Here is a 19,614-nt window from a genome sequence, read left to right as displayed (position 1 = left end):
CCGCTCGAGAAGGAGGGGTTACGGAACGGGCACTGCGCGGGGATCCTCCCGCGGCCTGCGGGCAAGCAGCTCCATCGCCGGTTCGGCGAGCCGGGCCATCACCGGTCCCAACACGGCCATGAGCAGCACGTACGTGGTGGCGAGGGCTGCGAGCTCCCCGTCGACGGCCCCGGAGGCGACCGCCAGACCCGCAATGACGATGGAGAACTCGCCCCGCGCCACCAGGGCCGTTCCTGCACGCGCCCGGCCCAGCCGCCCGATGCCCTGGCGGGACGCCGCCCACCACCCGGTGCCGATCTTCGTCGCGGAGGTGACGAGCGCGAGGACCAGTGCGACGCCCAGCACCGGTGGGATGGACGCCGGATCCGTGTTCAGCCCGAACACCACGAAGAAGATGGCCGCGAAAAGGTCCCGGAGCGGCTCCAGCACTCGCGCGGCATTCTCCGCCGTCGCCCCCGAGATGGCGATACCGAGCAGGAACGCGCCGACGGCGGCCGAGACCTGCAGCGCCGAGGCGAGCCCCGCGACCAGGAGCGCTGCGCCGATCAGCGTGAGCAGGAAGACCTCGCGGTCCTTGCTGTCGACGACGGCGGACACCACATTGCCCCAGCGCAGGGCAACCACGAGGACGAGCGTGACGACAAGGAGTGAGACGCCGACGGTACCGAGGCCGCCCGCAAAACTCAGGCCCGCGAGCACAGCGGTGAGGATGGGCAGGTAGACCGCCATGGCGAGGTCCTCGAAAACGAGGATCGCCAGCACGGTGGGCGTCTCACGGTTACCGAGGCGCCCGAGGTCACTCAGGACCTTCGCCGCGATGCCCGAGGACGAGATGTAGGTGACGCCGCCCATGACGAGAGCACCTACCGGCCCCCACCCGAGGATGAAGCCAACCAGGACGCCGGGCGTGAAGTTCAGCACGAAGTCGACGACGCCGGCCATCCAGGACTGCCGGAGACCGGTCACGAGCTCCTTCGCCGAGTACTCGAGGCCGAGCATCAGCAGCAGGAGCACCACGCCGATCTCACTGGCCACCTCGCTGAAGTTCACCACGCCCTCGAGCTCGAGCAAGCCGCCGGAACCGAAGAAGAGACCGCCGATCAGGTACAGGGGAATGGGCGAGAGCCCGATGAGGCCTGCGAGCCGGCCGAGGATTCCCAGGAACAGGAGGACGCCGCCGAGCTCGATAAGGGTCAGAGCGGTGGTGTGCACGCCCGGCTAGCCGTGCTGCAGAATGTCCGCCGCGGCGTCGAGGCCCTCCGAGGTACCCACCACCACCAGCAGATCACCGGCGGCGAGTTGGAATTCGGGCCCTGGGGACGCCTGCACCTGCCCTGAACGCAGCACGGCCACGAGGGAAGCACCCGACCGCGAGCGCATGCGGGTCTCACCCAGGGAACGTCCGTCGAAGGGTGACCCGGGAGTGATCAGGAACTGCCGGGTACTGACACCCGGCAGGTCCCGGTGTTCGTCCCTCAGTTGTCCGACGAGTTGCGGCGAACCGAAGAGGTTGCCGATCGCGGCCGCCTCGTCCGTGGTGAGGCGGATGGAGGCGACGCACGCGTCGGGGTCGCTCGCCTTGGAGATGATGAGGTCGAGATCGCCGTCGCGCTGGGCGACGATACCCACCCTGCGGCCGGAATTGGTGATGATCTCGCGCCGCACCCCGATGCCCGGCAGGCGTGTTTCGATGACGTTCATACCTCAATCCTAGGCCTGCCGGATGGTCTCTCCTGCGGATCCGTCCGCACGGTCGCTGCTGTTCGCTGTGGGCGTCGCCGATACGCCACGAACGCCGTCGGTCTTTCCGACCGCGACTCGCCAGCTCCCGCCTTCCTTCAGGAGGTTTCCCGCGCCGCGTCCCCGGAACCCGCTGCGGCGGTGCGTGGCTGGAGCAGCGCGGCGGGCCCCGAGGGCTCCGCCCTCGTGTCCGTGAGCAACTCCGTGGCAAGTTTGGCGATGCCCGACGACGTCTGGAACCCGTAGCCGCCCTGTCCCGCCAGCCAGAAGAAACCGGGAAGCACCGGGTCGAACCCGACGACCGGCAGGCCGGCCGCAGTCTCGGTCCTCAGACCGGTCCAGGACCGCGTGGCCGAGGTGATGCCGAACGTCGTGAGGTCATTGAGACGCTCGATGAGCGCCTCGATATCGCCGGGTTTCGGCTGGGCGTCCCCGGCGATGCCGGGAACACTCTCACACGGCGAGATCAGGAGTCCACTGCCATCGGCGCGGAAGTAGAAGGAATCATCCGCCGCTGCCACCATGGGCATGCGGGCGCCGGGCCCTCGATCGACGGCAACGATCGCCGCAGTGCGCCGGAACGGGACGAGCCCCTGGGGAGCTGCACCGCAGAGGCCGGCCAGGATGTCCGCCCAGGCGCCGGCCGCGTTCACCACGACACCGGCCCGGACGGTCCGACTGCCCGCGCGGACGAGCCAGGCGCCGTCGTCGTACCGGGCGTCCGTCACCCGGGACCGCGGCAGCACCATCGCCCCGGCGTCCTCGGCGGTGCGCCGGTGGTATTCGAGCAGCAGGTCGGTGTCCATCCCCACGCAGGTGGTGTCGATCCCGGCCGCCTCGAAGGAATCCGGCTGCAACTGCGGGCACAGCTCGAGCGCCTCCGCGTGGCCGATCGGGTGCATCGAGCCGCTGGCCTTTCCGGCGACGTCGTGTTCCGTGCCGACGAGCAGAAAGGAGCGCGGTGTGGTCAGGGCCAGCCCCGTGTCGACCTGCAGGTTGGCCAGGATCCCGAGCGTCCGGCGCGTGAGCTCCTGCACCGCGGGCGGTCCGTAGCTCGGAATGAGCTGCCGGGCCGAGCGCGACGACGTGTGGTAGCCGAGCGTCGGCTCGGCCTCGACCAGCACGATGCTCCGGTGCGGCGCGAGTTCCGAGGCAAGGGACAGCCCTGCTATCCCACCACCCACTATCAGTACGTCGCACTCGAGGCTCATGCCGTCATCCTAGGCGCCGGAGCCCCGATACCCTGCTATGGCAACTGTGTTCAGGCGACTTCCGCCCGGGCTGCGACGAACGCTCTCACGCAGGCCTCGATGTCTTCTCCCGTGTGGGCCGCCGAGAGCTGGACCCGGATGCGTGCAGCACCCCGGGGAACCACCGGGAAACTGAACGCCGTCACGAAGACGCCGTGCTCCAGCAGGGCGTCGGCGGTCCTGCCCGCCAGGACGGCGTCGCCGAACATCACCGGGATGATGGCGTGCTCGCCCTCCAGCAGCTCGAAGCCCTCCTCGGTCATGCGGCGGCGGAAGGAGGCGGCATTGGCGGTCAGGGCGGCCCGGAGGTCCGCACTGTCCTGCACCAGGTCGAGGGCCTTCAGCGTCGCTGCGACGATCGACGGCGCGAGCGAGTTCGAGAAGAGGTAGGGACGGGCGCGCTGGCGCAGCATCGCGACGATCTCGCGGCGTGCGGCCACGTAACCGCCTGAGGCTCCGCCCAGGGCCTTCCCGAACGTCCCGGTGAAGATGTCCACACGGTGTCCCACCCCCGCGTGCTCGGGGGTGCCTGCCCCGGTGTCACCCATGAACCCGACGGCGTGGCTGTCGTCGACCATCACCATTGCGTCGTACTTCTCGGCGAGGTCGCAGATGGCCTCCAGTGGCGCGAGGTAACCGTCCATGGAGAAGACACCGTCGGTGACAACCAGGCGCCTCCGCGCCGAGGAGGCCTCCTGCAGTCGGGCCTCGAGTTCGGCCATGTCCCGGTTGGCGTAGCGGAACCGCTGTGCCTTGCTGAGCCGGATGCCGTCGATGATGGAGGCGTGGTTCAGGGCATCCGAGATGACGGCGTCCTCGGCGCCGAGCAGCGATTCGAAGACCCCTCCGTTGGCGTCGAAGCAGGAGGAGAACAGGATGGTGTCCTCAGTTCCGAGGAACTGCGAGACCCGGCGCTCCAGTTCGACGTGCAGGTCCTGGGTGCCGCAGATGAACCGCACTGAGGCCATGCCGAAACCGCGTTCGTCGAGGGCGTCCTTCGCCGCCGCGATGATGTCGGGATGGTCGGCCAGGCCGAGGTAGTTGTTGGCGCAGAAGTTGAGCACACTCGCGGATCCGCCGTCGGACGTTCCGGCCAGGATGCGGCTGGACTGCGGGGAGGAAATGCGGCGCTCGTACTTGAACAGGCCCGCTTCGCGGATCTCTTCGAGTTCGCCTGCGAGCTGGTCTTGGACGGACGAGTACATGGTGCTCCTTCGGTGTGCCGGAAATCCAGGAAGAATAGAAACAGGGAATTCAGAGAGCAGTCCAGTCGAGGACTACTTTGCCGCTCTTGCCGTCGCGCGCGGTGGTGAAGCCGCGCTGCCATTCGGCGGCGGGCAGGCAGTCCGTGACCACGCTGGCCACGGCGCTTCGCAGCCCCGCATTCGACTGCAGCATGGCACTCATGGCGTACCAGGTCTCGAACATCTCGCGACCGTAGATGCCCTTGAGGGTGAGCATGTGCGTGACCACCTTGCCCCAGTCGATCGAGATGGGACCCGACGGCAGGCCGAGCATGGCGATCCGCCCGCCGTGGTTCATGTTGTCGATCATCTCGGGCAGGGCAGTCGCATGGCCGGACATCTCGAGGCCGATGTCGAAGCCCTCCTTCATGCCGAGTTCGTGCTGTGCATCCCGGATACGGGTCCGGCTGACGTCGACGGCGACGTCCGCACCCACGGCGCGTGCCAGTTCGAGGCGTGGAGCGGACACATCGGTGATCGCGATCTTCCGCGCACCCGCATGGCGGGCGACGGCGATGGCCATCAGGCCGATCGGCCCGGCCCCGGTGATCAGGACGTCCTCGCCGACAAGAGGGAAGCTGAGGGCCGTGTGGACGGCGTTGCCGAACGGATCGAAGATGGCGCCGAGTTCGGGAGTGATCCCGGCCTGGTGTACCCAGGCGTTGGTCTCCGGGATCACGACGTATTCCGCGAAGGCGCCGTCCCGTTGCACGCCGACGCTCGAGGTCCGGATGCACATCTGCCGGCGGCCCGCCCGGCAGTTGCGGCAGATCCCACAGACGATGTGCCCTTCACCTGACACGCGGTCGCCCACCCGCACATCGCGGACGCCCTCCCCCAGCTCCACCACCTCACCGTAGAACTCGTGACCCGGGATCAGGGGTGCGTTGATCATGCCCTGGGCCCAGGGATCCCAGGATTCGATATGGAGGTCCGTCCCGCAGATCCCGGTGGTCATCACACGGATCTTGACTTCGCCGAGGCCGGCGGCCGGCTCGGGCCGGTCGACCAGTTCGAAGCCGGGATGGGCCCCGGATTTGTACAGCGCCTTCACTGACAGTCCTTTCACCGGTGCGCGCAGCGGGAGTGTGCTGCTCACGATCGGCGTTCGTCGTGGGGGCTGGATGTGCCCCCTGCCACGATATCAGCGGCGTCCTTGCGGATAGCGAAAGAGCCGGCCGAGGGAAACGTCCTGTGCGGACGGCCTTTCCACAGTGCACTGCCGAAGAAGCCCTCAGCCCTCGAGGACACCCTCCAGGGTTGCAATGCCCAGGGCACGGAATTCGGGATTGTCATCGGAGCCTGCCGCTAGGGCACTGCCCATGCTCAAGGCCCAGCCGCGGGCGCGCTGCCAGGTGGCCGCATCGGTGGGCCGGGCGCCCTCCAGGATGTCCCGGAAGACGCGGCGCCCCGCGGCATCGAACACCAGCCACGCCGCCGCGAGATCCGTCGCCGGATCCCCGGAGCACAGGTCGCCGAAGTCGACGACGCCGCGCAGGTTACCGGCGGGACCCAGCACCAGGTTCCCCGCATGGAGGTCGCCGTGCAGCCAGAGTGGGCGGCCCGACCACGCCGGGACGCCGGCGAGCTCACCCCACAGTGCGAGCAGCTCGCCGGCGGGCGGCGCTGCCGCAGGGAGTCCGGCATCGAGCCGCGCCCGCACCGCTGCATCGCGCGCGGCCAGCGGGCCACCACGTCCCACCGGGGAGACCGGCGCATCCCCTGGCGCCGGCTGCTGGAAAGCCAGGAGGAACTCGGCCACCTGCCGCGCGGCCCCGTTCCTCCCCGCCGGCGGAACAGTGGACCCGACCCGCCCCTCGATCCACCGGGCAATGCTCCAGGAGCACGGGTACGACGACGACGGCACGCCCACCCGCACCGGGGACGAGATTGCCACCGGCAGGTGTCCGCCCAGTTCCGGGAGCCAGCGCTGCTCGCTGCGGATGAGGTCGGCTCCCATGCTGCGGCGCGGCAACCGGACCACCAGCTCGTCCCCGAGCCGGAACAGCACATTGTCCCACCCGCTGCCCGCGAACCGGAGGCCGAGCGAGGCCAGGTCCGGATGCTGCTCCTCGAGCAGCCCGCGCACCAGGGCGGCGGTCACGATGTAGTCAGCAGCGGGCGTGGCCGGCATGCGCATCCCCTCGTTCGTGCCGCCCGGCCCGCCGACAGCTGCCCCGGCAGGCCCGGACAGCGAACCTAACCCTCGACGCCCAAGCGCTGCAGGATGAGTTCGCGCACCCGGCCGGCGTCGGCCTGTCCGCGGGTGGCCTTCATGACCCCGCCCACGATCGCACCGACCGCCTGCACCTTGCCGCCGCGGATCTTCTCCGCGACGTCGGGCTGCGCCGCGAGGGCGCCGTCGATCGCTTCCAGCAGGGGTCCGTCGTCGGACACGACCGCGAGGCCGCGCTTCTCCACCACCTCGGTCGGCGTGCCCTCACCGGCGAGGACGCCGTCGAGCACGTCGCGTGAGAGCTTGTCGTTGATCTTGCCCGACTCGATGAGCGAGTTCAGCTCCACGATCAGCTCGGGGGTCACCCCCAGCTCGGCGGGTTCGACGTCGGCGATCTTGGCGCGGCGCGAGATCTCGCCCATCCACCATTTGCGCGCGACGGCGGCGCTCACCCCGGCGGCGATCGTGTCCTCGACCGAGGACATCACGCCGGCGTTGACGACGTCACGGAACTCGGCGTCGGAGTAGCCCCAGTCGGCCTGCAGTCGTTTCCGGCGCTCGGCGGGCGGCTCGGGCAGTTCGGAGCGCAGCTTCTCGATCCATGCGTCGTTCGTGACCACGGGGACGAGGTCCGGCTCGGGGAAGTAACGGTAGTCGTCGGCGTCGGACTTGGGACGGCCAGATGTCGTCGACCGCGTGTCCTCGTGCCAGTGGCGCGTCTCCTGGACGATCGGCGTACCCGAATCGAGGACGGCGGCGTGCCGCTGGATCTCGTACCGGACCGCGTGCTCGACGGCGCGCAGCGAGTTGACGTTCTTGGTCTCGGTGCGCGTCCCGAACTTCTCCTGGCCGTACGGGCGCAGTGACACGTTGGCGTCGCAGCGCACGTTGCCGCGCTCCATCCGCGCGTCCGAGACTCCGAGGTTCTTCACGATCTCCCGGATCGCCGCGACATAGGCCTTGGCGAGCTCGGGGGCGCGGGATCCGACGCCCTCGATGGGCTTCGTGACGATCTCGATGAGGGGAACACCGGCCCGGTTGTAGTCCACCAGCGAGAATTCCGCGCCCTGGATGCGGCCCGTCGAGCCGCCCATGTGGGTCAGCTTTCCCGCGTCCTCCTCCATGTGGGCGCGCTCGATCGCCACGGTGAACACCGTGCCGTCCTCGAGTTCGATGTCGATGGACCCGTCGTAGGCGATGGGATCCTCGTACTGGGAGGTCTGGAAATTCTTCGGGGTGTCCGGGTAGAAGTAGTTCTTCCGCGCGAAGTAGCACTTCTCGGCGATCTTGCAGCCGAGTGCGAGCCCGATCTTGATGGCCGACTCCACGGCTACCCGGTTCACGACCGGGAGGACACCGGGGAGGCCGAGGTCCACGGGCGTGACGTTGGTGTTCGGCACGTCACCGAACGCGTTGGGCGCCGACGAGAACATCTTCGTCCGGGTGTTCAGCTCGACGTGCACCTCGAAACCGAGCACCGGGTCGTACTTCTCCATGGCGTCCTCGAAGGAGAGGATCTCTTCCGTTCCAGCAGTCATTTACTTTCCTCCGGCAAGCGCGGGAGCCTGGGCCAGGAGGGGCCCGCCCCACGTCGTTTCGAGCAGTGATTCGAGCACCGCGCCCACCCGGTACAGTCGTGAGTCCTGGCGCGCAGGCGCGAGGAGCTGGATGCCCACGGGCAGGCCGTCCTCGTCGGCAAGGCCACCGGGAAGGGTCAGCCCGGGAATGCCGGCCAGGTTCGCGGGGATGGTGGCGACGTCGTTGAGGTACATGGCCAGCGGGTCGTCGAGTTTCTCTCCCAGCCGGAACGCGGTGGTGGGGCAGGTGGGTGAGATCAGGACGTCGGCCTGCTCGAACGCCGCGGTGAAGTCGCGCTGGATGAGCGTGCGGACCTTCTGCGCCGAACCGTAGTAGGCGTCGTAGTAGCCGGCACTCAGCGCATAGGTGCCGAGGATGATGCGGCGCTTGACCTCGTCACCGAATCCGGCCTCCCGGGTGGCTCCCATGACGCGTTCGATGGTCGGGGTTCCCTCGGGCACCACGCGCAGCCCGAACCGCACGCCGTCGTACTTGGCGAGGTTGCTCGAAGCCTCGGACGGCATGATCAGGTAGTAGGCGCCGAGCGCGTACCGGAAGTTGGGGCAGGACACCTCGACGATCTCGGCGCCCGCACCGCGCAGGAGCTCGAGCGATTCGGAGAAGCGCGTCAGGACGCCGGTCTGGTAGCCCTCCCCCGACAGTTCCCGGATGACGCCGATCCGCATGCCCTCGACCTGGCCCAGGCGGGCGGCCTCGACGAGCGCGCCCACGGGGTCGGTGAGCGACGTCGAATCGCGCGGATCGTGTCCACCGATCACCTCGTGCAGCAGCGCCGAGTCCAGGACTGTGCGTGAGACGGGCCCGATCTGGTCGAGCGATGACGCCATGGCAATCGCGCCGTAGCGCGAGACACCGCCGTAGGTGGGCTTCATGCCGACGGTGCCCGTGACGGCTCCGGGCTGGCGGATCGAGCCGCCCGTGTCGGTGCCGAGGGCCAGCGGGGCCTCGAAGGCGGCGACGGCGGCCGCCGAACCGCCACCGGAACCGCCGGGGATGCGGTCGAGGTCCCAGGGATTGCGCGTGGGGCCGTAGGCGGAGTGCTCGGTCGACGAGCCCATCGCGAACTCGTCCAGGTTGGTCTTCCCGAGGATCGGCATGCGCGCCGCCCGGAGCTTCTGAACCACGGTGGCGTCGTACGGGCTCTGCCAGCCCTCGAGGATCTTCGAACCCGCGGTGGTGGGCTGGCCCTTGGTGACGATGAGGTCCTTGACCGCGATGGGGACACCCGCGAGCGCGTGCAGGACGTCGCCGTCGGCCCGGGCCTTGTCGACCTCCGCGGCCACGAGCAGCGCCTCCTCGGTGTTGACGTGCAGGAAGGCATTGATGCTGCCGTCGACGGCGGCGATCCGGTCCAGGTGCGCCTGTGTCACTTCGACGGCGGATACCTCACCGGAGCGCAGCTTGCGGGACAGCGTATCAGCGCTGAGATGGATCAGGTCCGTCATGGGTTATTCTCCGTCCAGGATTGCCGGGACCTTGAAACGGCCGTCGGCGTTGTCAGGCGCACCCAGCAGGGCTTCCTCGTTGGTCAGGGTGTCCCCCACGACGTCGTCGCGGAACACGTTGCTCAGCGGGATGGGGTGGCTCGTGGCCGGAACGTCGGCGCCGGCGACCTCGCTGACGGACTTGATGGAATCGACGATCACGGCGAGCTCGCCGGCCATGCGGTCGAGTTCGTCGTCGGTCATGTCGATGTGGGCAAGACGTGCGAGGTGCGCGACGTCGTCCCGGTTGATCTCGGCCATGGATCTCCCCTGGAAGTGGTGGTGGGTAGCTGTCCCCAGTCTACGGGCGTGGGCTCACGGGCGCGCACTGCAGGGCCGCATCGGCAGCCTTCGGGCAGCGCCCGCACCCCGTTCCACGAACTACAGCTGCAGGCGGAAGACCCAGAGGAGGATGTCCTCGTTCGGAACCCACCAGTCCCGCTCGGGTACCCGGGCAAAACCCATCGACTCGTAGAGACGATGGGCCCGGACCATGTCCGAGCCGCTCGTGAGGCTCACCGCCTCGATGTCGGGCAGGGTGCGGGCATGCTCGATGATCCGCTCCACCATTCGGCGCCCGATTCCCGCACGCTGCACGACGGGATCCACGGCGAGCATCCGGAACTCGAGCTCACCGGCGACGGCGATGTCGGTGTAGCGCTGGCCCTCGAAGGTGAGCGCGACCGAGCCCACCACCGCGCGGTTGCGCTCGGCGACCCACACCTCGGCGTGCGCCACGCGGTGCTCGACGTCGGAAAGGATCGCCATGTAGGGGTGGGCCTCGTCGTCGAAGTAGCCCGCCTCGAGGTAGGCCCCGCGGGTGATGCGCCGGACGTCCTCGTAGTCCTCGGGCCGGACAGGACGGATGGTCAGCTCGCCGGGGTCAGCCGGATCGAGCGGGATGGGGTTGTTCACTGCTGCCGTTTCTCCTGGGTTCCGCAGAATGTGCCGGTATCATGTTACGGCGTGGCGGGAGACGATCGGACGGACCCGTCACCGTCCGAGGTCCCGGCGTGCGGCAGTCAGCACCTGCTCGGGATTCGCCATCCTGTCCACCGGCCGTGCCCCGCCGAGATGCACGTTCGCCAGGCAGAACCAGTGAAGCAGTGCGCGGTCCTTCCAGCCCCCCTTGAGCCCTATCGACGCGACCTGGCCGATCAGGGGGAGAACCTGCCCGGTGTCCCCGTCGAACTGGAAACCCGGATACAGCACCCTGCCTGCCCTCGTCACCACCCCGAGGATCTGACGCTTCGCCGCCAGGCAGCCTGCGGGAGGACTTCTCACCCCCACACGGCGGTTCACTTCGTCGCTGGTCAACATCCCGAACTCCGCAGCGATGCCGGCCCAGTGGGCGCGGGCGATTCTCCGAGCAGTCAGGGTAGCCGGAGAATCGATGCGGGCTGGGCCGCTTTCCATGCGCCCAAACTACGCCCGATCGGTGCCGGAATGACAGCGATGTAAGCATCGGAATCCAACCGAGACATTCGGGGGGAACATTGCCGCAGATCGGCTGCCCCATCACGGATCCGGGGTAGTGCCCTCCTCCTGCGGACCCTGCTCGAGCAGCCGGACGAAGCCGTCCTCGTCGAGTACCGGGATGCCCAGCGTCTCCGCTTTCTCCCGCTTGGTGCCGGCGTTCTCCCCGGCCACCACGTAGCTGGTTTTCTTGGACACGGATCCTGCAGCCTTGCCGCCGCGCGAGATGATCGCTTCCTTCGCCTCGTCGCGGTTGTAGGCCTGGAGGGAACCGGTCACCACCACCGTGAGCCCCTCGAGCGTGCGCGGCACCGACTCGTCGACGTCGTCCTCCATGCGCACGCCGGCCGCGGACCACGCGTCGATGATGTCGCGGTGCCAGTCCTCGGCGAACCATTCCTTGAGTGCCGCCGCAATGGTCTGTCCCACGCCGTCCACGCCGGCGAGCTCCTCCTCGCTCGCTCCGCGGATGCGCTCCATCGACCCGAAGGCCGTCGCGAGCGCCCGCGACGCCGTCGGGCCGACGTGGCGGATGGACAGGGCCACCAGCACACGCCACAACGGCTGGGATTTGGCCTTCTCGAGCTCCGTGAACAGTTTCCGCGTGTTGGCATTCGGCTCGGAGGGCTTCTTCGCCGTCCCTTTCGAGTAGAAGTACGGCACGAGTTCGCGGCCGGTCACCACGCCCTTGACCTTCTTGTCGCGTTCGATCCGTACGTCGGCCAGCATCTCCGGCGTCAGGTCGAAGATCTGCGCCTCGGTGGTGATCGGTGGCACGTCGGGCTCCGCGGGCTGGGTCAGCGCGATCGCGGCCTCCCAGCCGAGCGCCTCGATATCGAAGGCTCCCCTGCCGGCGAGGTGGAAGATCCTCTCCCGGAGCTGCGAGGGGCACGATTTCGCGTTGGGGCAGCGGATGTCGACGTCGCCCTCCTTCGCGGGCTGGAGCGGGGTACCGCAGGACGGGCACTCCGTGGGCATCACGAACTCGCGGACCTTCCCGGGATCCCGCAGGGCCACCACGGGGCCGACGATCTCCGGGATGACATCCCCGGCCTTGCGCAGCACCACGACGTCGCCGATCAGAACTCCCTTCGCCTTGACCACCGCCTGGTTATGGAGGGTGGCCATGCTGACCGTCGAACCGGATACCTTGACGGGTTCCATCAGGCCGAACGGTGTGACGCGGCCGGTGCGCCCCACGTTGACCAGGATGTCGAGGAGCCTGGTGTTGACTTCTTCGGGCGGGTACTTGTAGGCCACTGACCAACGGGGCACCCGCGAGGTGTGGCCGAGCGCCCGCTGCAGTGCGAAGCTGTCCACCTTCACCACGATGCCGTCGATCTCATGCAGCAGGCTGTGCCGGTGCTCGCCGTAGTGCTCGATGAACCCGACGACGGCGGCCTGGTCTTCGAGCACCTTGAAGTACGGCGACGTCGGCAGACCCCACTCCTTGAGCAGGGCGTACGTTCCGGACTGCGTCTCGGCGTCGAGCCCGGTGCGGGCACCGATTCCGTGGACGTACATGTCGAGGGGGCGTTCCGCCGTCATCGCCGGGTCCTTCTGGCGCAGCGAGCCTGCGGCGGCATTGCGCGGGTTGGCGAACGGCGCCTTCCCGGCGGTGACCATGCCCTCGTTGAGCTGGGCGAATTCCTTCGACGGAATGAAGACCTCCCCCCGCACCTCCACCTCCTCCGGGATATTCGCTCCGACGAGCCGCCGCGGCACTGCGGCGATGGTGAGCACATTGTGGGTGATGTCCTCGCCGGTGACGCCGTCGCCGCGGGTTGCAGCGCGCACCAGCTCACCGTTCCGGTACAGGAGGTTGACGGCCAGGCCGTCGATCTTCAGCTCGGTGAGCCAGGTGACGGTGCTGCCAGGGCTCCGCTGCTCCACGCCTGCCCGCGCGCGGTCCAGCCAGACCGCCAGTTCGTCCAGCGAAAAGACATCCTCGAGGCTGTACATGCGCTGCAGGTGCACGACCGGAGCGAAGGCCGAGGACACCTCACCGCCGACCTCCTGGGTGGGGGAATCATTGGTGACCAGTTCGGGATGCAGCGCCTCGAGCTCTTCGAGCCGCCGGAACAGCCGGTCGAACTCCGCGTCGGAGACCGTGGGGGCAGCATCCTGGTAGTACGCCGTCCGGTGCAACCGCACCTGCTCGGCAAGCTCCGCGTGCTCCTGGCGCAACTCGTCGCTCGGGAGTGCGGGAGGAGCCTCTGCGACGCTCCGGTTCTGCGATTCCTTCATATTCTCGGCCACCCGATCTAGTGTGCCCCACCGACCCGTACCCATGTGCAGAATCCGACCGGAACCCTGCCGAGCGGACCCGCTGCTGCTTCGCCGGGCGGAAGCCTTACCGGGAGCCGTTCCGCCGCAAGCGCGTTGCCCGATGAGTAGAACCTTGCGTGGTCCACGAGTACCAACGTGGGCAGGAGGACCGAAATCCCTAGGCCGCGCACACTTCGGTGGGTCCGCATGCGCTCCTTGCCGTCCGCACGAGCGTCACTCGAAACGACCTGGTTGTCTCCCTTACGGCTTTGAGGGCGCCGACTACCTATTCCTGTCACTGACTCTATCGGCGACAGGGGCGAGGTGGTTGTGGGGAAGCGCAGAGGATTGAATTTCACACCCCTAATCGAGAGGTATCGAGGTCCGTCAAAGGGACCGATTTCGTTCATACTCAGCCATGGCTGAGAAATGGAACAACTAATCGCACAGAGATGGGGTGCAACCAAGTGCAGATTTACGGGCAGTTACGAGGCCTATACATGGGCGGACCCCGGCCAGCTTCACTCGCCACCTAAGAGCTTCCGGCCGATCCTGGCGGAGAAGCCATGCAGGAACCGAACCCCGAGCCCACCAGAACTGTCGCCGGCGGGTGTCTTGAGGACGGCGATATCATCCTCACCTGTGACATCTACGGCAACGCAATCCGACTTCCACCGCCGCTAGTGAGAAGGCGCCCCCAGATACAAGCCGCCAGTGCGTAAGTACCCACCAAATTTTTTAGAGTACCGGTTACGCGTGTTCGGGATCGGAATCGGCTTCTATGGTGGACCCAGGTCAGGTACAAACCTCGGTCCCTGGAAGCCAACAACGAGGAAATTCGCCATGGAACCCCTCGACAGTATTGAACAAGCAGAGATGCCACCAGAGGAAACCGCGTACTTCCCAGGGAGCGGCTTGAAGTCGCGGCGGCGTAGCGCGGTGGACCTGGAAGTCATCATCCCTGCGTATAACGAAGCTGGGCGCCTACCATCCACCCTCCGTAACACAGCTGACTTCCTCGGATCGCAGCCTTGGAATTCGCGCATAGTGGTCGTTGACAATGGCAGCGCCGATGACACGGGATATGTGGTCCGCAGGATGTCCGCCTCGAACGGTAGAGTTCCGATTTCCCTTATCGGTTGCTCCCGCTCTGGCAAGGGTGCCGCGGTTAGGAGGGGCCTGTTGAGCGGAACTTCCACCTACACCGGGTTTTTCGATGCGGACCTGGCCACCCCCCTTGATACTCTCACCGCTGCGATGGAGCACCTCGAACTTGGTGCCAGCGCGGTCATAGCATCGCGTCATTCGCCCGGTTCAACATTTGTCCGGCGGCAGCAATTTAGACGTAGGCTGGGTGGCGCTGCTTTCCGCGTCATAACCAGTTCGATGGTCCGAGGTGTTTGCGATACACAGTGCGGCTTCAAATTCTTCGAGCGTGGGGCGATCACCCGGGCAATGGTTCAATGCAGAACAGCCGGATTTGCCTTCGACGTTGAACTGCTTCGCTATCTTCAATATGAAGGCGGAAGGATTATCGAGATCCCTGTAGCGTGGACTGACGGTACCGATTCGACATTTCATCTGGTTCGTGACGGAGTAACCAGTTTTGTGTCCCTCTCCCAGATGCAGCGCTTGCTATGACGTCGGCACTGAAAGTCTCGCCCATAAAATATCTCGAGGGCAGGCATGTGCTGGTGTTGAACTGGAGGGACATAAATCATTCACAAGCCGGTGGTGCGGAGCAGTACATGCACCAAATTTCGAAGCGTTGGGTAGAAGCCGGCGTGAATGTCGCCTGGTACACCAGTCGGGACATACATCAGTCATCTACGGATACTATTGACGGCGTCCATATTATTCGCGATGGTGGGCCTCTGACATTATACCCGCGGACAGCGTTGAGCATTCTCCGCACACGGCGGATAATAGACGCCGTAATCGATTGTCAGAACGGTATTCCCTTCTTCTCGCCGTTGTTCCTATCGAAAAAGACTCCTGTGGTTCAGGTGGTGCATCACGTCCACCAAAAACAATTCGGCACCCGCTTCGCCCCGCCCGTTGCCGCCTTGGGCAGGTATCTAGAGGGGAACGCCGCTCCGACTGTTTATGGTTCGCGGTCCATTGCGGCGGTCTCGCCCTCCACCCGGATGGAACTGCGCAATCTCGGCTATCAAGGGCCAATTCATATAGTTCCCAACGGTACCGGTGAGGTGCCCAACATAGTCGGACCGCGGGACCCGGACCCGACAATCACGATCGTCAGTAGGCTGGTGCCGCATAAGAGGATCGATATCCTCATCGGGCAAATCGCGGCAGCCGCAACCCAATTTCCCAATCTCCGTGTGGAGATTGTGGGGGAGGGCCCCGAGAGAGCGCGGTTGGAGCAGATCGTCATGGACTTTGGGATGTATTCCAACTTCACCTTTCATGGGTATCAGCCTGACTCTGTAAGAGATGCCTTGCTGAACCGCGCATGGTTGACGTTGTCCGCTTCTGACGCTGAAGGGTGGGGGTGTTCCATAATCGAGGCAGCAGCCTGGGGGGTGCCGTGTGTGGCCCTGCGGGCACCAGGCATCCGCGACAGCGTGGTCGACGGGACAACCGGATGGTTGGTCGATTCGGTCAAGGACCTGGGGGTTGCCCTGACCGAACACCTTGCCGACGTTTCTGAGCTGGAAACAAGGACTGCTCTTTCTCAGGCATGCCAGAAGTGGGCGCGCTGCTTCAATTGGGACCGAAGTGCGGCTCTCCTGGCAGGAGTACTAATGGAGGAAACCAAGGAAACTCCGCGCCCTCGAGACCGCAGCCGAAGAACAGTTCGTTGTGACATGTCAACCGTTGCACGGTTCAACGCGCCCACAGGAGTGGATCTTTCCAGCATCCTGAATGCCACGGACGAGGTCGCCGAAAGTGGAGGCACAACTGTCGCAGTGCTCAAAGGTTGCGACGAATTTGAGGCATCGGTTGCATTGAAGAATTTGGGCGTGGAAGACGCTGTACTGTGGTCGGCCACCCGCAGCGATCTACTTGCGGGACCTCGAGGGCTCTCAGCGTTGACGGTCGCTGAAGGAACATAATGAACGTGCCGAAGGATGAGAAAAAGCAGACCGACAGCTCTTCCGTTGTAAGCGAACCGCGTTTACGGATTCTTCATTTCGGCTTTGAAGATCCCATGATGCCCGGGGCCGGCGGAGGCTCGGTGCGCACCCACGAAATCAACAAGCGTATTGCAGCATGCGGGCATTCTGTCACGGTCCTCACTACCAGGTATCCGTATTGGATCGCCCGTAATCAGGACGGCGTCCAATACGTTCCCATCGGGTTCGGCCAGGGAAGGACACGGCTGAGCCGGCTGCTGGGATACTGCCTTCGGCTGCCTTGGGAAACATGGAAACGCCGACCATCGGTAGACCTGGTGGTCGAAGATTTTTTTGCTCCCTTTTCAACGATGGCCGCACCGCTATGGACCGGAAAACCTACCATCGGCATGGTGCAATGGCTCCATGCCCGCGAAAAGTCCCGCGAATACAAACTCCCCTTCCACTGGATCGAGCGAGCAGGAGTGCGCCGTCACAGGCATTTGATTGCGGTATCCAATGGCACGGGTGACCAGTTGAGAAAGCTGAACCCCGCTGTGACCGTCGACGTGATCGGCAATGGAATCGACATGCGTGCCCTGGAAATTCCACAACAACTGGGCACTGACATCGTTTGCATCGGACGGCTGGAATTCGTAGGCAAAGGCCTCGATCTTCTCCTGAAAGCCTGGGCTCAGGCGTCGGAGGAGGTGGAGGGCAACCTCATCATCGCAGGGACTGGTCCTGGTGAGCAACAGATCCGTGACGAAATCGCTGCAGGAAATCTCGGCAGCCGCGTCCGCCTAACTGGCTGGAAAAGCGGTCAGGAAAAATCTGAAATGTTGGCGGCGGCACGATTGGTCGTAATCCCATCACGGGCTGAAACTTTTGGCCTAGTTGCAGTGGAGGCCTTGGCCTCGGGTACGCCGGTCATAGCCTTCGACATACCTTGCTTGCGGGAAGTTGTACCACCAGGCTGTGGCTGGTTGGTTCCTCCCTTCGACGTCGACGGACTGGCGGACGAAATGTGCAGGCAATACAGCGACCCCACAGGTCTTGCCGCCGCAGGGGCAGCAGGCCGAAGGTTCGCGTCGGGTTTTGACTGGGATGGCCGTGCCGTTAGCCAAGTGGACGCTTATTACGCAGCGTTGCCCGACTCCGAGACCCTTACCCGAAGCACAAGGAGGGGCAGATGACTTTTGAGCCGCCGTCACACCTTTACCAATCCCTGGATACCAGCGAGCCGTGGCTGTTCTTATCGCCCCATCTGGATGACGCCGTCCTTTCCTGTGGTGCTCTCATCTCGTCAGAGGCAAGCAAACGCAACATTGTTGTGCTGACCATTTTTACAGAATGCAGTCCCACCCCGCATACGAGGGCAGCGAGGTCCTTCCTACGGCAGTGTTCAGCTCAAGACGCTGGTTCTCTTTTCGAGGCGCGCAGGAAGGAAGACGCCGCTGTCCTTGCCGGACTCGGCGTAAAATCCCGGCATCTCGGGGCGACAGATGCTTTATTCCGACGGCGCCGGGAGGCCATTGCCGGCAGCTCCACTCTGGGGAAAGCCGTGCCAGAACTGGTGCACCGCTATCCAACCTACAGGTTCGACATCGCCTTGGGTCGGCTGTCTAGGGGCGATTCCGGCTTGATTGCAGAACTGCAGGACACAGTTAGGCAGCAAATCGAGGAGAGCGAGGCGGGGTTGGTGTTCTGCCCGGTGGGGACGGGCAAACATGTTGATCATCTAATTACGAGGTCAGTAGGCGAGAAATCAGCGGAACGCATGGTGTTCTATTCTGATTTCCCTTACAACCAGAATCATCAGCCAGACGAGGCCTTCTTGAGGAGCCGAGAACTGAGGGAATGGAATTGGAGTGACGGAATAGAGGCAAAACACGAGCGCGTGCGTCAGTATGCGACACAAGTAGATGCATTATTTCCCGACGGCCGTATTCCAGTTGCTCCCGAAACTTACTACTCCTAGGAGCCCGGAGACGGCAGGGACCTTCACTGGCCCTTCGCAGATGAGGGCGGGTGGGTTCGCGGTCTGAGACCGTATTCGAGGTGTTCTAAGTGGTGCCTGACAGGTGATTCCGGGTACGTTTTGTTGCTGTTGCGACGATGCCTTCGAGCGGCCCGTGATCGTGGGAGCGGCGCCATTGGGAAGCGAAAATGATGGCGACAGTGATTTGAATGATGAAAGAACCACTGGATTGGTTTGCCAGGAACCCGGTAGCAAGGACAAGCAAATGGGCCGAGTACAGGGTCAAGGTCATACTGCCGATTGCCGCAAACGGCGCTAACTCGGAGGCGGCTACGTGGGCGACGAATAGGACTGCTCCCAGAGCGGCCATAGACGTGCCGACAGTATTCAGCTTCTCCAATACCGTGGTGGAGTGCGGCGCGAGGACAGCGTGCCACCAGAGAGAAGTAGCAGGGAGGTGGCCCTCCGGCCCCCACACCAACATACGGTCAATCGCCTCTGCGCTAAGGTCCGGTGAAGATTCTTTCAGCCGGTTCATACCCCCGAGTGGACCTAAAAGGATGGCCGAGACCAGCCAAGTGCTGACAGCCAATATTAGGCCGGCAAACATCAAACGGAACTGTATGAGGCGGGATCCGAGATCGAGTCGGCCGATGGCTAGTCCGGCGCAGATGTAGGCCATGTAGGGCACTGCGGGATACACCCCTGTCAGCAGCAGTTGGGTCACCAGCACCCCGGGCTCGGTGAAGAGGGAGGTGAAAGTGGGATTGAAACCGTGTTCAGGCATCGAGTCCCGCAGAACCTGTACTGTGATGGGGCCAATCACCGCCATCCCAGCGGCAAGAAGTGCCAGTACCCGGGCGGAAAGTCCGAGCAGTGGGATCGCCAGCAAAAACATCACCCCGTAGTAGGCCAGGATGATCGAGACGGGCGTATCAGCATAAGCGATAGTAAGCCCTAGGGCAGTGATGAGTGCGGCACGGACCGCCACGGAGGCACGGACAGCTTTGAGTGCTGTGCCCTTCACGGGGTAGCGTGCTCCGGAGCCGAAAGCCAGCGATACCCCGGCCAGCAGTGCAAACAGGGCGGCGGAATGACCGGCGAACACCGTCCATAGGACGGTCGGCTCGAAATCATCGTTCGTGGGAGGAAGAACGTGAACAATCATCAACCCGACGAGGGCAATACCGCGCGCTGCATCGACGCCGATCGATCGCGACTTTTTTATAGGGTCAGGAGACTGCATCTATTTTTTTCCTCACTCGTCACGCTGGCACTGGGATAGGCACATCAGACTCGAGGGGTCGCCGGCGCTGTAC

The 19,614-nt window shown here is 65.1% G+C and carries 17 protein-coding genes; 4 read left to right on the top strand and 13 right to left on the bottom strand.

Annotated elements, in window-relative coordinates:
- Positions 1–18 precede the first annotated feature (18 nt).
- The 12 genes from IWX75_RS08910 to ligA form a co-directional block, all read right to left on the bottom strand.
- Complete coding sequence (locus IWX75_RS08910) at positions 19–1,212, bottom strand: cation:proton antiporter (protein ID WP_196821911.1); 1,194 nt, start codon at positions 1,210–1,212, stop codon at positions 19–21.
- 6 nt (positions 1,213–1,218) lie between these two features.
- Positions 1,219–1,701, bottom strand: a complete 483-nt coding sequence (locus IWX75_RS08905; protein ID WP_196821910.1) for a cation:proton antiporter regulatory subunit — start codon at positions 1,699–1,701, stop codon at positions 1,219–1,221.
- A 137-nt stretch (positions 1,702–1,838) separates the two neighbouring features.
- The gene (locus IWX75_RS08900) at positions 1,839–2,951 is read right to left on the bottom strand and encodes an NAD(P)/FAD-dependent oxidoreductase (protein ID WP_196821909.1); all 1,113 of its coding nucleotides are present in this window, start codon (positions 2,949–2,951) and stop codon (positions 1,839–1,841) included.
- A gap of 50 nt (positions 2,952–3,001) precedes the next feature.
- The gene (locus IWX75_RS08895; RefSeq protein WP_196821908.1) at positions 3,002–4,195 is read right to left on the bottom strand and encodes a glycine C-acetyltransferase; all 1,194 of its coding nucleotides are present in this window, start codon (positions 4,193–4,195) and stop codon (positions 3,002–3,004) included.
- 49 nt (positions 4,196–4,244) lie between these two features.
- Positions 4,245–5,288 carry an L-threonine 3-dehydrogenase gene (gene tdh / locus IWX75_RS08890; protein ID WP_196822040.1) on the bottom strand — a complete coding sequence of 348 codons (1,044 nt, stop codon included), beginning with the start codon at positions 5,286–5,288 and terminating at the stop codon, positions 4,245–4,247.
- 180 nt (positions 5,289–5,468) lie between these two features.
- Positions 5,469–6,368, bottom strand: a complete 900-nt coding sequence (locus IWX75_RS08885; RefSeq protein ID WP_196821907.1) for an aminoglycoside phosphotransferase family protein — start codon at positions 6,366–6,368, stop codon at positions 5,469–5,471.
- 65 nt (positions 6,369–6,433) lie between these two features.
- Complete coding sequence (gatB, locus tag IWX75_RS08880) at positions 6,434–7,948, bottom strand: Asp-tRNA(Asn)/Glu-tRNA(Gln) amidotransferase subunit GatB (RefSeq protein ID WP_196821906.1); 1,515 nt, start codon at positions 7,946–7,948, stop codon at positions 6,434–6,436.
- Positions 7,949–9,454, bottom strand: a complete 1,506-nt coding sequence (gene gatA / locus IWX75_RS08875; protein ID WP_196821905.1) for an Asp-tRNA(Asn)/Glu-tRNA(Gln) amidotransferase subunit GatA — start codon at positions 9,452–9,454, stop codon at positions 7,949–7,951. It abuts the gene before it with no gap.
- Positions 9,455–9,457: 3 nt separating this feature from the next.
- Positions 9,458–9,754: an Asp-tRNA(Asn)/Glu-tRNA(Gln) amidotransferase subunit GatC gene (gene gatC, locus IWX75_RS08870; RefSeq protein ID WP_196821904.1), complete on the bottom strand. Its 297-nt coding sequence runs from the start codon at positions 9,752–9,754 to the stop codon at positions 9,458–9,460.
- Positions 9,755–9,874: 120 nt separating this feature from the next.
- Positions 9,875–10,408, bottom strand: coding sequence for a GNAT family N-acetyltransferase (locus IWX75_RS08865; protein WP_334684216.1), 534 nt, complete (start codon positions 10,406–10,408; stop codon positions 9,875–9,877).
- A 78-nt stretch (positions 10,409–10,486) separates the two neighbouring features.
- A complete protein-coding gene (locus IWX75_RS08860) occupies positions 10,487–10,909 on the bottom strand; it encodes a hypothetical protein (RefSeq protein ID WP_196821903.1) in 423 nt (140 codons plus the stop codon).
- A gap of 102 nt (positions 10,910–11,011) precedes the next feature.
- Entirely contained in the window at positions 11,012–13,216 is a 2,205-nt protein-coding gene (gene ligA, locus IWX75_RS08855) for an NAD-dependent DNA ligase LigA (protein ID WP_334684236.1), read from the bottom strand.
- Between the two features lie 864 nt (positions 13,217–14,080).
- On the opposite strand from ligA, the gene IWX75_RS08850 reads away from it, so the two are divergent.
- The 4 genes from IWX75_RS08850 to IWX75_RS08835 are packed head-to-tail and all read left to right on the top strand — an operon-like array spanning position 14,081 to position 18,295.
- A complete protein-coding gene (locus tag IWX75_RS08850; protein ID WP_334684215.1) occupies positions 14,081–14,878 on the top strand; it encodes a glycosyltransferase in 798 nt (265 codons plus the stop codon).
- Positions 14,875–16,314 (top strand): glycosyltransferase family 4 protein, encoded by a 1,440-nt coding sequence (locus IWX75_RS08845; protein ID WP_196821901.1) that lies wholly within the window; start codon positions 14,875–14,877, stop codon positions 16,312–16,314. Before IWX75_RS08850 ends, IWX75_RS08845 begins: the two co-directional genes overlap by 4 nt.
- Positions 16,314–17,510 (top strand): glycosyltransferase family 4 protein, encoded by a 1,197-nt coding sequence (locus IWX75_RS08840; RefSeq protein ID WP_334684214.1) that lies wholly within the window; start codon positions 16,314–16,316, stop codon positions 17,508–17,510. The genes IWX75_RS08845 and IWX75_RS08840 overlap by 1 nt, the downstream gene beginning before the upstream one ends.
- Positions 17,507–18,295 (top strand): PIG-L deacetylase family protein, encoded by a 789-nt coding sequence (locus tag IWX75_RS08835; RefSeq protein WP_196821900.1) that lies wholly within the window; start codon positions 17,507–17,509, stop codon positions 18,293–18,295. Before IWX75_RS08840 ends, IWX75_RS08835 begins: the two co-directional genes overlap by 4 nt.
- Positions 18,296–18,380: 85 nt before the next feature.
- Here the strand turns inward: IWX75_RS08835 and IWX75_RS08830 are convergent, their stop codons facing one another.
- A complete protein-coding gene (locus IWX75_RS08830) occupies positions 18,381–19,541 on the bottom strand; it encodes a heparan-alpha-glucosaminide N-acetyltransferase domain-containing protein (protein WP_196821899.1) in 1,161 nt (386 codons plus the stop codon).
- Between the last annotated feature and the right edge of the window lie 73 nt (positions 19,542–19,614).

The sequence above is a fragment of the Arthrobacter sp. CAN_A6 genome, assembly GCF_015751715.1.
Lineage (GTDB): Bacteria > Actinomycetota > Actinomycetes > Actinomycetales > Micrococcaceae > Arthrobacter_D.
The sequence above is the reverse complement of the archived record's forward strand: the minus strand, read 5'-3'. Positions and strand labels throughout refer to the sequence as shown.

What these genes read in the sequence shown, in the direction of transcription:
- IWX75_RS08840 (WP_334684214.1), top strand. Translation starts at nt 16,314, where the DNA reads ATGAACGTGCCGAAGGATGAGAAAAAGCAGACCGACAGCTCTTCCGTT.
- IWX75_RS08900 (WP_196821909.1), bottom strand. Translation starts at nt 2,951, where the DNA reads ATGAGCCTCGAGTGCGACGTACTGATAGTGGGTGGTGGGATAGCAGGG.
- IWX75_RS08885 (WP_196821907.1), bottom strand. Translation starts at nt 6,368, where the DNA reads ATGCCGGCCACGCCCGCTGCTGACTACATCGTGACCGCCGCCCTGGTG.
- IWX75_RS08830 (WP_196821899.1), bottom strand. Translation starts at nt 19,541, where the DNA reads ATGCAGTCTCCTGACCCTATAAAAAAGTCGCGATCGATCGGCGTCGAT.
- IWX75_RS08850 (WP_334684215.1), top strand. Translation starts at nt 14,081, where the DNA reads ATGGAACCCCTCGACAGTATTGAACAAGCAGAGATGCCACCAGAGGAA.
- gatA (WP_196821905.1), bottom strand. Translation starts at nt 9,454, where the DNA reads ATGACGGACCTGATCCATCTCAGCGCTGATACGCTGTCCCGCAAGCTG.
- IWX75_RS08905 (WP_196821910.1), bottom strand. Translation starts at nt 1,701, where the DNA reads ATGAACGTCATCGAAACACGCCTGCCGGGCATCGGGGTGCGGCGCGAG.
- IWX75_RS08835 (WP_196821900.1), top strand. Translation starts at nt 17,507, where the DNA reads ATGACTTTTGAGCCGCCGTCACACCTTTACCAATCCCTGGATACCAGC.
- gatC (WP_196821904.1), bottom strand. Translation starts at nt 9,754, where the DNA reads ATGGCCGAGATCAACCGGGACGACGTCGCGCACCTCGCACGTCTTGCC.
- IWX75_RS08860 (WP_196821903.1), bottom strand. Translation starts at nt 10,909, where the DNA reads ATGGAAAGCGGCCCAGCCCGCATCGATTCTCCGGCTACCCTGACTGCT.
- gatB (WP_196821906.1), bottom strand. Translation starts at nt 7,948, where the DNA reads ATGACTGCTGGAACGGAAGAGATCCTCTCCTTCGAGGACGCCATGGAG.
- IWX75_RS08845 (WP_196821901.1), top strand. Translation starts at nt 14,875, where the DNA reads ATGACGTCGGCACTGAAAGTCTCGCCCATAAAATATCTCGAGGGCAGG.
- ligA (WP_334684236.1), bottom strand. Translation starts at nt 13,216, where the DNA reads ATGAAGGAATCGCAGAACCGGAGCGTCGCAGAGGCTCCTCCCGCACTC.
- IWX75_RS08895 (WP_196821908.1), bottom strand. Translation starts at nt 4,195, where the DNA reads ATGTACTCGTCCGTCCAAGACCAGCTCGCAGGCGAACTCGAAGAGATC.